A 12,732-nucleotide genomic window follows, 5' to 3' on the forward strand; every position below is an offset into this window, starting at 1 on the left:
AGAAACCGTATTTCTTGTTTCCAGAAAAAAATGGTACAATATCCGGTAGAATGGAATTTTACATCAAATGAGACTGAACCCGCAGCGGAGTGGAGGTTTATACATATGCCGAAAGTAAGGACAAAAGATTTAATTGAACAATTTCAATTGGAGTTAATAAGTGGTGAAGAAGGAATTCATCGTCCGATTGATACAAGTGATTTATCACGACCTGGAATTGAAATGGCAGGATTTTTTACTTATTATCCAGCTGATCGTGTGCAGCTTCTTGGAAAAACGGAGCTTACGTTCTTTGATACGTTAACAACAGAGCAAAAACAAGAGAGAATGAAAGCGCTTTGTACCGAGGAGACGCCATGTATTATTATAACTCGTAATCAAGATGTACCAGATGAGTTATTACAAGCATCACGTGAATCAGGCATGCCTTTATTACGTTCTTCTCAAACGACAACGAGATTATCAAGTCGTTTAACTAATTATTTAGAAGGTAAGCTAGCACCAACAACTGCTGTTCATGGTGTATTAGTAGATATTTACGGTGTTGGTGTTTTAATTACAGGTCAAAGTGGTGTTGGTAAAAGTGAGACAGCTCTTGAACTTGTGAAGCGTGGTCACCGCCTTGTTGCGGATGATAGTGTAGAAATTCGCCAAGAAGATGAAGATACATTAGTAGGAAGCTCACCAGATTTAATTGAGCATTTATTAGAAATTCGTGGTCTAGGTATCATTAACGTTATGACGTTATTCGGTGCAGGGGCAGTGCGAAATTATAAGCGTATTACACTTGTTATTAATCTTGAAATTTGGGATCAAAAGAAAAATTATGATCGCTTAGGTCTTGATGAAGAGAAGATGAAAATTATTGATACAGAACTTACGAAGATTACACTTCCAGTTCGTCCTGGTCGAAACTTGGCTGTTATTATTGAAGTAGCAGCGATGAACTTCCGTTTAAAACGTATGGGAGTCAATGCAGCACAGCAGTTCTCAGAACGATTAATGAGTGCGATTGAGTTAGGGAATCAGGAGTAAACTTTGGAGAGGGAGGTCATACATATGCTGTTAGGTTCTGTACCACAGCTTGACCGCGTAGCCATCCAACTTGGGCCGTTCCCTGTGTATTGGTACGGGATTATTATCGGTACAGGTGTGCTATTAGGTCTTTGGCTAGCAACTCGTGAGGGAGAAAGGCTAGGTATTCCAAAAGATACATTCGTTGACCTTGTATTAATTGCAGTACCGATCGCTATTCTATTTGCGAGAATGTACTATGTTATTTTTGAATGGGAATATTACGCGCAAAACCCGAGTCAAATTATTAATATTCGTCAAGGTGGCTTGGCGATTCATGGTGGTTTAATTGGGGCTGTTATTACAGGGATTCTATTTGCGAAACGACGCGGGGTTTCATTCTGGAAGTTGGCTGATATTGCTGCGCCGAGTATTTTACTAGGACAAGCAATTGGCCGATGGGGAAACTTTATGAACCAAGAGGCGCATGGTGATGAAGTAACGAGACAGTTTTTAGAAGGTCTTCATTTACCGGATTTCATTATTAATCAAATGTACATTGAGGGTGTGTACTATCATCCGACGTTTTTATATGAATCATTATGGAATTTTGCAGGTGTCATTTTATTACTTGCATTACGAAAAGTGAACTTACGACGCGGCGAATTATTCTTCACGTATTTAATTTGGTATTCAGTAGGGCGCTTCTTCGTAGAAGGTTTACGTACAGATAGTTTAATGTTAGGACCACTTCGTATCGCACAAGTAATGTCAATTGGACTTGTTGTTATTTCTATTATTTTCATTATTGTGAGACGAAAAATGGGGCAAGCTGATAAAAGATATTCGGAAAATTAGAGAAAAGTAGCATCTTATTACAAGATGCTGCTTCTTTCATATTCAGGAAAGAGAAGGGACTAAGGCAATGAGAATAAATACAGTGTTATTTGATTTAGATGGAACTTTAATTAATACAAACGAACTTATTATTTCTTCTTTTTTACATACGTTACATACATATTATCCAAGTCAATATAAGCGTGAAGATGTATTGCCATTTATCGGCCCTTCTTTACATGATACTTTCAGCAAGATTGATGAAAACAAGGTTGAAGAGATGATTACATGTTATCGTCAATTTAACCATGATCATCACGATGAATTAGTGGAAGAATATGAAACTGTATATGAAACAGTTCAAGAGTTGAAGAAGCAAGGCTATAAAGTTGGTATTGTTACAACGAAAGCGAGACAAACCGTTGAGATGGGATTAAAGTTGTCAAAGCTTGATGAATTTTTTGATGTTGTTGTGACAATTGATGATGTAGAGCATGTGAAACCACATCCAGAGCCACTTCAAAAAGCGCTTGAGTTATTGGATGCGAAACCGGAAGAAGCATTGATGGTTGGGGATAATCATCATGATGTTGTCGGCGGACAAAATGCGGGCACGAAAACAGCTGCGGTTTCATGGACGTTGAAAGGTAGAGCGTATTTAGAGGCTTACAAGCCGGACTTTATGTTAGATAAAATGAGTGATTTACTACCGATTTTGTCTGATATGAACCGTTCATAAAGGTCCAAGCAAGTTAGTAGGGGTGTGTTTCTCTACTAACTTACATACAGTTTCACTTTTTAGTAGAGGGGCGAGCTAAGTGCGACGGACAACGCGCTATCCTGTTTCAGGAGAAAATTCATTATGGAATGTGTATAAAACAGTGTCTTTTTGGAAGGTAATGAAGAACTTTATTATTATCCAAATTGCGCGTTATACGCCATTTTTATCTGTCAAGAATTGGTTGTACCGCACGTTTTTACGGATGAAAGTTGGAAAGAAAACATCATTTGCGCTTATGGTAATGCCGGATATTATGTTCCCAGAAAAGATAACTGTGGGAGAAAATTCGATTATCGGCTATAATACAACGCTTTTAGCACATGAATATTTAATTCGCGAATATCGACTTGGAGAGATTGTCATAGGAAATGAAGTGATGATTGGAGCAAATACAACTATATTACCAGGTGTGGAAATTGGGGATGCTGCGATTGTTTCAGCTGGCACACTTGTTCATAGAGATGTACCAAGCGGCGCTTTCGTGGGTGGAAATCCAATGCGTGTTATTTATACAAAAGAAGAGATGATTGCTAGAGAAGGTTGATGCTAAAAATGTAACATTTCTCTTCTTTTTTAATGAATAAAAAGGAAATAATTGAGTACAATATACTGTTTTGTTTTTTACGGAATCGTTTATACTTATAGATAGAAGAATGTGTGAACGAAGAAAACAAAAAACTGGAGGATATATGGGGAAAAATCAAAGAATGTATAAGGAGAACGGACAAGTTATCTCTTTTAATCAATTAGCGGACTTCTTTTATAAAAAAGGGATGAGGGCTTACAAAGGGCAAAAATTGCAAGATGCAATTAAATATTTTCGAAGAGCGGCACAAAGTGAGAAGGAGCCGTTTATTTTATGCCAATTAGCAACAGTATTGTCTGAGTCTGGTGAATACCAAGAGTCGAATCAAATATTCTTAAGGCTAGTTAGAACTAACCCTGATCTTGAACAATGCTATTATTTTATTGCAAATAACTATGCATATATGGGTCTATTTCAGCAGGCGAAAAAGTATGCGGAGCGCTATTTAGAAGTTGCAGAAGAGAAGGAATTCGTAGAAGATACATTAGAATTACTTGAAATTATGGAAGAAGAAGCGATGGGTGCAGAAGAGATTGAGGATGAAGATGATTTAATTGTTATGCAGGAAGAAGCGAATCGTTATATTCGTAATGGACAATTGGAAGAAGCAATTACTACATTAGAAATTGTTACGAAAGATTATCCGGAATTTTGGTCGGGGCATAATAATTTAGCCATTGCGCATTTTCAATCTGGTAATGTAGATAAGGCACTAAAGTTAACGGAAATGATTTTAGAGAAAAATCCTGGTAACATACATGCGCTTTGTAATACGCTTATTTTTCTATATTCAATTGGAGAGCATAAACAAGTAGAAGCGTTAGCTGCTCAGTTAGTTGCAGTATATCCAATTTCATTTGAACATCGTTTGAAACTTGGAACGACCCTTGCGACAATTGGTCATTTCGAGCATGCATATAAATGGTTCAAAGTATTAAAGCGTCAAGGATACGAAGGAGACGTTAGTTTTTATTATTGGTTTGCATATTCTGCATATATGGTGAAAGAGCAGCAAGTAGCTGAAAAAATGTGGCAACATGTTGTAGAATTACACCCTGATAAAAAGGGAAAAGAACCATGGAATGCGCTGAATTTAGCAGATGAAGAGCAAAACGTTTTATTTGAAGAATTACGAAAGTCATTTCAGCAAAGTGCGACGCTTGAGGAACAAATGCTAGCTTTATATTTAATGAATGAATTATCAACGCCAGAGAAGGTTGGATTCTTCTTTGATGTAACGCAGGCGAAGAATGGTGTTCCAATCGTATCGCAACTTGCAAAGTATTTCTTTTTACTGAATAGCCATAAGAGCATTCCAGCTGATTTACAGCAATTTGAACAGTGCGCGCGAATCGCGGATGCCTTATACAATTATACGAAAAAAGATGATGAATTAATCGAAGAGTGTTTACAATTTTGGTTTTGTACGTTCATACGTTTATATACATCCGGAGCAGTTTTTACAAATGTATACGGCTGGTCAGCTGCGGTTGAATACATTGTGCGCGGCGAGCAAGGAAATAAGATGACACAGTCGGAGCTTGGAGATGTATATAATGTATCTGTAGCGACTGTTCGAAAGTATGTGCAGGCTGTTAAGCGTACGCACACATAAGGTAAGCAAATCATTGGGAAAAAAATGATGCTAACAGTATAATGAGGGTAACTTAATTGTGTAGGAATGAATAGGAGTGAATAGTGTGTCAGAAGAAAAAATTTATGATGTCATTATTATTGGTGCAGGACCAGCTGGTATGACAGCTGCAGTATATACATCTCGTGCAAACTTAAGCACATTAATGCTTGAGCGTGGTATTCCAGGTGGCCAAATGGCAAATACAGAAGATGTAGAAAACTACCCAGGTTATGAGTCTATTTTAGGACCAGACTTATCAAATAAAATGTTCGAGCATGCGAAGAAATTTGGTGCTGAATATGCATACGGTGATGTGAAAGCAGTCATTGATGGTAAAGAATACAAAACAATTATTGCTGGCAAAAAAGAATATAAAGCACGTGCAATTATCGTTGCGAGCGGTGCAGAGTATAAAAAAATCGGTGTACCAGGTGAAACAGAACTTGGCGGACGCGGTGTATCATATTGTGCAGTATGTGATGGGGCATTCTTTAAAGGAAAAGAACTTGTAGTTATTGGCGGCGGAGATTCTGCTGTTGAAGAGGGTGTGTTCTTAACACGCTTCGCATCAAAAGTAACAATCGTTCACCGTCGTGACACGCTTCGTGCACAGAAAATTTTACAAGATCGTGCTTTCCAAAACGAGAAAGTAGATTTCATTTGGAATCACACGATAAAAGAAATTAACGATGCAAATGGTAAAGTGGGAAGCGTAACACTTGTAGACGTAAACAGTGGAGAAGAGAAAGAAGTCAAAACTGATGGTGTGTTCATATACATCGGTATGTTACCATTATCAAAACCATTTGTTGAATTAGGTATTACAAATGAAAATGGTTACCTTGAAACGAACGAGCGTATGGAAACGAAAGTTCCTGGTATTTTCGCAGCTGGTGATGTTCGCGAAAAAATGCTTCGTCAAATTGTAACTGCAACAGGTGACGGTAGTATTGCAGCGCAAAGCGCACAACATTACGTAGAAGAGTTATTAGAAGAACTAAAAACTGTATCAGAAAAATAAGGGATACTATACCTTTTGAGAAGAAAGCTACATATAGGAGCTTTCTTCTTTTTTTGTGTGAAAATGTCAAAGTTTTGTCAAAAAATATTGGGATTATAAGCTTTCTTATTGATATACTGGACTTTACGGAAAAAATCACTATAAGAAATGAGGAATTTATTCAGTATGGAATGGCGTAATATATATCGTGGATTTTGTATGGGCGTTAGTGATTTAATTCCTGGTGTGAGCGGCGGTACAATCGCTGTTGTGTTAGGGATTTATGAACAATTGCTTGCGGCAATTAGTGGGTTCTTTAGTCGTGAATGGAAAAAACATTTAGGATTTTTAATTCCCCTTGCAGCTGGTGTGGCAGCAGCGTTTTTAACGTTAAGTCACGTTATTAAATATTTACTTGCAAATCATTATGAACCGACTCAATTTTTCTTCCTCGGTTTAATTATTAGTATATTACCGATGTTAATGAGGGAAGCTGATGCGAAGGCATCGTTTAAAGGTAAGCATATTGTTTTATTAATAGTTGCAGCAATTCTTGTTGCGATCACAGCTTTCTTTAAACCAGATAAGGCAGCAGATCCAATTACGACGTTAACAATTTTAAATGCAATTGGTTTATTTTTCGCAGGATGGATGGCTAGTATGGCTATGTTGCTTCCTGGAATTAGCGGATCATTTATTTTATTAATTATTGGTGTGTATCCGACAGCAATTAATGCTTTAACTACACTGAACTTACCTTTAATCGTAGTTATCGGTGCTGGTGTTATGGTAGGATTTGTTGTAAGTAGTAAAGGAATTAGTTTCTTATTAGATCGTTATAAAAGTATGACATTTGCGGCAATTATTGGACTTGTTATCGGTTCGATTGTAATTGTGTTCCCTGGTATTCCAACTGGAGGATTTTCAATTATAAGTTCAATTATTACCTTTATTTTAGGATTTGCGATTGTTACTTATTTCGGTAAGAAATAAGAGCTTTAATCCCCTTGGCGATAAAAATCGTGAAGGGGATTTTTTATGCTATTCATTGAAAGTCTAGGGATTTACATTGCTTGTTATAGAAAGTTTTTAAAAATTGTTGAGTAGCAGTGCTTAGCGAAAGAGGACTGGCTCCTTCGTTGTAGCAAACTGTTTTTGATAGTATAATGAAATGAGTATGCGGTGAGAAATTTGCCGCAAGTAGCTGAGGTGAAGAAACATGCAAAGAGTGACAAACTGTGTGTTAATTAGAGATAATGAAGTACTCTTACTCCAAAAACCTCGTCGGAATTGGTGGGTTGCACCAGGCGGGAAAATGGAGCGTGGTGAGACAGTAAGAGATTCCGTTGTTCGCGAATATCGTGAAGAAACAGGTATTTATTTAAAGAACCCAGCGTTAAAGGGGGTCTTCACCTTTGTCATCCAAGAAGGTGATAAAGTTGTTTCTGAATGGATGATGTTCTCCTTTTTAGCGACAGATTTTGCAGGAGAAAACAAACTAGAGAGCGAAGAAGGCATCATTGGTTGGCATACATTTGATAAAATTGATGATTTAGCAATGGCACCAGGAGATTATCACATTATTGATTATTTAATTAAAGGAAATGGCATAATCTACGGTACATTTGTATATACCCCAGATTTTGAGTTGCTTTCATATCGATTAGATCCGAGTTAAACCGGCAAGGAGAGGATACGATGACAGAGAATAATGATATAAAAATGGTAATTATTACAGGAATGTCTGGAGCTGGAAAGACAGTAGCTTTACAAAGTTTTGAAGATTTAGGATATTTCTGCGTTGATAATTTACCACCGATGTTATTGCCAAAGTTTATTGAGCTTATGGCGGATTCAAAAGGGAAAATGAATAAAGTGGCACTTGGCGTTGATTTACGTGGCCGAGAGTTTTTCGAACATTTATGGGGAGCACTTGATGATTTATCAGAACGTACATGGATTATTCCTCATATTTTATTCTTAGATGCGAAAGATAGCACGCTTGTAACTCGTTATAAAGAAACGAGACGTTCGCATCCACTTGCGCCAACTGGTTTACCGTTAAAGGGAATCGAAATGGAGCGTGGCTTATTAACTGATATGAAGGCACGAGCAAATATTGTGCTTGATACATCGGATTTAAAACCGAAAGAATTACGTGAAAAGATTGTTCATCTGTTTTCAACTGAAACTGAGCAAGCATTTCGTGTAAATGTTATGTCATTTGGATTTAAGTACGGTATTCCAATTGATGCAGATTTAGTATTTGATGTTCGTTTTTTACCAAATCCATATTACATTCCACATATGAAGCCATTAACAGGACTAGATGAAGAAGTTTCATCGTATGTACTGAAATTTAATGAGACGCATAAGTTTTTAGAGAAATTGACGGACCTTATCACTTTTATGCTGCCTCATTATAAAAGAGAGGGCAAGAGTCAACTTGTAATTGCAATTGGATGTACAGGTGGACAGCATCGTTCTGTTACGCTTACAGAATACCTTGGGAAACATTTGAAACCAGAGTATAGTGTTCATGTATCTCATCGTGATGTGGAGAAGAGAAAGGGCCATTAAGGGATGAAAAAAGAGAGAAAACCTAAAATTGTTATCATGGGAGGCGGTACTGGACTCTCTGTTTTATTACGAGGATTAAAACAATATCCTGTGGATATTACAGCAGTTGTTACAATCGCTGATGATGGCGGCAGTTCAGGTAGATTACGTGATGAGCTAGAAATTCCACCCCCAGGTGACATTCGTAACGTACTTGTTGCGTTATCAGATGTAGAACCGCTGGTGGAAGCTTTATTTCAGCATCGTTTCACAACGGGAGACGGACTGAAAGGTCATGCGTTAGGAAATTTATTATTGGCGGGTATGACCTCGATCACAGGAGACTTCTTCCATGCGATTACGGAAACGAGTAAAGTGTTAAATGTTAGAGGACGTGTATTGCCGGCAGCGAACCAAAGTGCAGTACTGCATGCGGAACTAGAAGATGGAGAAATTGTAACAGGTGAATCAAAGATTCCTTATTTCGGAAAGAAGATTAACCGTGTCTTTTTAACTCCAGAAGATGTAGAGCCGTTACATGAAACGTTGGCTGAGATTAAACGAGCTGATTTACTTGTTTTCGGTCCAGGAAGTTTGTATACGAGTATATTACCGAATTTAGTTGTTAACAAAATCGGGGACGCTGTTCTTGCTGCAAAAGCGAAGAAGGTATATGTATGTAATGTTATGACACAAGCTGGTGAAACGATGGGATATACTGCGTTTGACCATGTGCAGGCGTTACATGATCATTTAGGTAAACCATTTATCGATACTGCAATTGTAAATAACCGTGATATTCCTTGTGAATTACGTCAGTTATATGAAGAAGAAATGTCGGCGCCAGTTGTAGTAGATGAAGAGCGTTTTATCGAAAACAATATTGATGTCATTCAAGATCAATTAGCGAAGTATGATGATCGTGTGGTAAGACACGATACATTAAAGTTAGCTTCTATTTTATATTCACTGTTGTAGATGTGCGTTGCCTCGTTTGAGGTAACGCTCATCCTTTCATATAGGACAAGATTTTTGTTCCACAATAATCGTATAAGGAGGTGTTGACTGTGTCATTTGCATCAGAAACAAAGAAAGAGTTGACGAATCTTGAGATGAAGGAATGCTGTGAGAAAGCAGAATTATCAGCGTTACTTCGAATGAACGGATCGCTTTCTTTTTCAAACCGTCGTCTATCTATCGATATTCAAACGGAAAATGCGGCAATTGCAAGAAGGATTTATACGCTTTTGAAAAAAGGATATGACGTGACGGTAGAATTACTTGTTCGTAAAAAAATGCGATTGAAGAAAAATAATGTATATATCGTACGGCTTGTTGAGAAGTCTCGCGAAATATTAGCTGATCTTCATATCGTTCGAGACGACTTTTCATTTATCCGAAATATATCACAAGAATTGATTGAGAAGAAATGTTGTAAACGATCGTATTTACGCGGTGCATTTTTAGCAGGTGGTTCAGTAAATAACCCAGAAACATCATCTTATCATTTAGAAATCTTTTCGTTATATAAGGAACATAATGATGCTATATGTGAACTGATGAACGGATTTGATTTAAATAGTAAGACATTGGAAAGAAGAAAAGGGTACATTACGTATTTGAAAGAAGCGGAAAAGATTACAGAGTTTTTAAATATTATAGGTGCTCACAATGCACTTTTAAGATTTGAAGACATTCGAATCGTTCGCGATATGCGTAATTCAGTAAATCGTTTAGTGAATTGCGAAACAGCCAATTTAAATAAAACAATTGGTGCAGCGTTAAGGCAAATTGAAAACATCCGTTATATTGATGAGACGGTTGGTCTTGATATATTGCCAGATAAACTACGAGAAATTGCGCAACTACGAAGAGATTATCAAGATGTAACATTGAAAGAGTTAGGTGAGATGGTATCCGGGGGGAAAATTAGTAAATCGGGTATTAATCACCGTTTGCGTAAAATCGATGATATTGCAGAGAAGTTACGCGCGGGGGAAACGGTAGCAAAAAAATAAGAGGTTAAAGGGGAAATGGAGCTGTGGTTCAAAAAAGAGTTCAGGTTTCATTAAAAAACGGTTTACAAGCACGTCCGGCTGCGTTGTTTGTACAAGAGGCCAATCGCTTTCATGCGGATATTTTCATCGAGAAAGATGGAAAGACAGTAAATGCAAAGAGCATAATGGGGATTATGAGCTTAGCAATTGGAACTGGTAGCATGATAACAATTACAACAGAAGGTTCAGATGCAGAAGAGGCTTTAGAGGCATTAGCTGCATATGTACAGTAAAAAGCTATCGCGCATGTGCGATAGCTTTTTTGTTTTGCTATTTGTTGGGTGGGGGGTATGTAGGGCGCTTCTGCTTGTCGAGGATTGTCGGTAGATCGATATGTTGTGTCGAACCGTTGATATAATTTGAGTTGTGTTCGATATAATTGGAAAATCGTTGATATATTCAGGGAGATACTAGATGGGGTATGTTCGCGCGGAGGCCTAGCCATAAAAAAAGCGCCCTGTAATAGGGCGCTTCTGCTTTAAGTTGTATCTAGCGCCAGTGGCTAACTCTTCGTGTCTAAGAACCTTAGCCAGTCAGAGCTGAACGAGCCGCTTCCGCTTTTAGTTATTAACGATTTGTAAAGATCTTATCGATTAAACCGTATTCTAAAGCTTTTTCTGCTGTCATGAAGTTGTCGCGGTCTGTGTCGCGTTGTAGTACTTCAATTGGTTGGCCTGTGCGGTCAGCAAGAATTTGGTTTAGTTTTTCACGTAAGAATAGGATACGTTTAGCAGCGATTTCGATTTCAGTCGCTTGACCTTGTGCTCCGCCAAGTGGTTGGTGAATCATTACTTCACTGTTTGGAAGTGCATAACGTTTTCCTTTTTCACCTGCTGCAAGTAAGAATGCACCCATAGATGCAGCCATACCGATACAGATTGTTGATACTTGTGGCTTAATAAACTGCATTGTATCATAGATTGCCATACCTGCTGTGATAGAACCACCAGGGCTGTTGATGTAGATGTGAATATCTTTTTCTGGATCTTGAGATTCCAAGAATAAAAGCTGGGAAACGATTGAGTTAGCTACGTTGTCATCAATTGCACTACCAAGCATAATGATGCGGTCTTTTAATAGTCGAGAGTAAATATCGTAAGCGCGTTCTCCACGATTTGTTTGTTCAATTACTGTAGGAATTAAATTCATCTGTTATTTCCTCCTTCTAAAGCTTTCTTAGTCTTATAATACAATTATGGTCAATAAAGGTCAAACGAAACCACTTTAAATCAAAAAAATATGTAGTTGTACCATGAAATATTCGCTATGTTTTTGAAATTCCCTGCTTATGTATCTTCAACATCATAACCGAATTACATAAATTTAAACGTTATAAAAACTGGAGAAAAAAGAAAAGAACGCCTTTTTACTGAAGCGTTCTTTCGATATTTATTCTTTTAAAAGATAGGTTACTTTATTTAAAATCTTTTCGATTTGTTTCGCGTTTTTACTATACATTTCGCTTGCTGATTTCGACTTTGTTTCTAGGGAGAATAGTTCAAGATCAGCATGACATTTTTTTAAAGATGCCAATAATAAAGGTTTGTTTTGAGGAGAAGGCATTTGCAGCTTGTCATTATAAATGTCGATAGTAAGTTGTCCATATGAGTCAACTTGGCCGAGAAAGACATTTTCGATGACAACACCGAGTTTTTCTAGTTCAGAATGTAACCAAGCGCGGTTATGTCCACTAGAGGAAAGGGGTTCATCTAGTACATTTCCATCCATAATAACAGTTTGCGGTTCTTTTTCATTTGGTACTTTTAAACCGATGTCTTTTGCTGTAAGTGGCTGAGAATCTTTCTTTAATAATACATTTAATTCTCCGCTCGGTTCTAAGACAGCAAATTCGACTTCAGCTACGCTGAACGCACTTTTTCCTCGCAGTAGTTCAAGTAATTCGTCACTTGTATATTTTTCTTTCTTTAAGTTATCTTCGAGTACCTTTCCATCTTTTATTAATACGGTAGATTTTCCTTCAAAAAAATCTCGAGCTGTTTTGTTCTTTAAAGAGAGGATTCCTGTGAGAAAAGGTACCGCAGCGAAAATGAGTATCGCAAAGACGCCATGGAAAAATTTTGAATCGAGCCCTGTAGATACTTGGGCAGCGATGTCACCGATTGTCATTCCGGCTATGTATTCAAAAAAGGAGAGCTGAGAGATTTGTCTTTTCCCTAACCATTTCGTAATAGCGAATAAAATAATTAATATGAATACAGAGCGAAGAATGACAAGTGTCCATTCCGGCAGGTGAGACATAGT

At 37.6% G+C, this 12,732-nt stretch carries 14 protein-coding genes; 12 read left to right on the plus strand and 2 right to left on the minus strand.

Annotation, left to right across the window (positions count from 1 at the left end; all coding sequences use genetic code 11):
* The first annotated feature begins 105 nt into the window (after positions 1–105).
* From hprK to ACXY7N_RS27390, 12 genes are all read left to right on the plus strand, one after another.
* Positions 106–1,035: an HPr(Ser) kinase/phosphatase gene (hprK, locus tag ACXY7N_RS27335; protein WP_001127251.1), complete on the plus strand. Its 930-nt coding sequence runs from the start codon at positions 106–108 to the stop codon at positions 1,033–1,035.
* 24 nt (positions 1,036–1,059) lie between these two features.
* On the plus strand, positions 1,060–1,872 hold the full coding sequence (lgt, locus tag ACXY7N_RS27340; RefSeq protein ID WP_016136008.1) for a prolipoprotein diacylglyceryl transferase: 813 nt from the start codon (positions 1,060–1,062) through the stop codon (positions 1,870–1,872).
* A gap of 67 nt (positions 1,873–1,939) precedes the next feature.
* Positions 1,940–2,590 carry a pyrophosphatase PpaX gene (gene ppaX, locus ACXY7N_RS27345; RefSeq protein WP_488592808.1) on the plus strand — a complete coding sequence of 217 codons (651 nt, stop codon included), beginning with the start codon at positions 1,940–1,942 and terminating at the stop codon, positions 2,588–2,590.
* Positions 2,591–2,669: 79 nt separating this feature from the next.
* Complete coding sequence (locus ACXY7N_RS27350; RefSeq protein ID WP_016085595.1) at positions 2,670–3,176, plus strand: acyltransferase; 507 nt, start codon at positions 2,670–2,672, stop codon at positions 3,174–3,176.
* 145 nt (positions 3,177–3,321) lie between these two features.
* Complete coding sequence (locus ACXY7N_RS27355; RefSeq protein ID WP_016085596.1) at positions 3,322–4,833, plus strand: tetratricopeptide repeat protein; 1,512 nt, start codon at positions 3,322–3,324, stop codon at positions 4,831–4,833.
* A gap of 85 nt (positions 4,834–4,918) precedes the next feature.
* The gene (gene trxB, locus ACXY7N_RS27360; protein WP_001288065.1) at positions 4,919–5,875 is read left to right on the plus strand and encodes a thioredoxin-disulfide reductase; all 957 of its coding nucleotides are present in this window, start codon (positions 4,919–4,921) and stop codon (positions 5,873–5,875) included.
* Positions 5,876–6,040: 165 nt separating this feature from the next.
* A complete protein-coding gene (locus ACXY7N_RS27365) occupies positions 6,041–6,847 on the plus strand; it encodes a DUF368 domain-containing protein (RefSeq protein WP_016085597.1) in 807 nt (268 codons plus the stop codon).
* A gap of 226 nt (positions 6,848–7,073) precedes the next feature.
* Positions 7,074–7,532: an NUDIX hydrolase gene (locus ACXY7N_RS27370; protein ID WP_001190080.1), complete on the plus strand. Its 459-nt coding sequence runs from the start codon at positions 7,074–7,076 to the stop codon at positions 7,530–7,532.
* A 20-nt stretch (positions 7,533–7,552) separates the two neighbouring features.
* Positions 7,553–8,434: an RNase adapter RapZ gene (rapZ, locus tag ACXY7N_RS27375; protein ID WP_016085598.1), complete on the plus strand. Its 882-nt coding sequence runs from the start codon at positions 7,553–7,555 to the stop codon at positions 8,432–8,434.
* A 3-nt stretch (positions 8,435–8,437) separates the two neighbouring features.
* On the plus strand, positions 8,438–9,391 hold the full coding sequence (locus ACXY7N_RS27380) for a gluconeogenesis factor YvcK family protein (RefSeq protein ID WP_060632850.1): 954 nt from the start codon (positions 8,438–8,440) through the stop codon (positions 9,389–9,391).
* An 89-nt stretch (positions 9,392–9,480) separates the two neighbouring features.
* The gene (gene whiA, locus ACXY7N_RS27385) at positions 9,481–10,431 is read left to right on the plus strand and encodes a DNA-binding protein WhiA (protein ID WP_000006561.1); all 951 of its coding nucleotides are present in this window, start codon (positions 9,481–9,483) and stop codon (positions 10,429–10,431) included.
* Positions 10,432–10,454: 23 nt separating this feature from the next.
* Positions 10,455–10,703, plus strand: a complete 249-nt coding sequence (locus ACXY7N_RS27390) for an HPr family phosphocarrier protein (protein WP_000250307.1) — start codon at positions 10,455–10,457, stop codon at positions 10,701–10,703.
* Between the two features lie 334 nt (positions 10,704–11,037).
* Here the strand turns inward: ACXY7N_RS27390 and clpP are convergent, their stop codons facing one another.
* Positions 11,038–11,619: an ATP-dependent Clp endopeptidase proteolytic subunit ClpP gene (gene clpP, locus ACXY7N_RS27395; protein ID WP_001049161.1), complete on the minus strand. Its 582-nt coding sequence runs from the start codon at positions 11,617–11,619 to the stop codon at positions 11,038–11,040.
* A gap of 240 nt (positions 11,620–11,859) precedes the next feature.
* Positions 11,860–12,729, minus strand: coding sequence for a DUF421 domain-containing protein (locus ACXY7N_RS27400; RefSeq protein ID WP_016085601.1), 870 nt, complete (start codon positions 12,727–12,729; stop codon positions 11,860–11,862).
* Positions 12,730–12,732: the final 3 nt, after the last annotated feature.

It is taken from the genome of Bacillus sp. 5w2 (genome assembly GCF_054353775.1).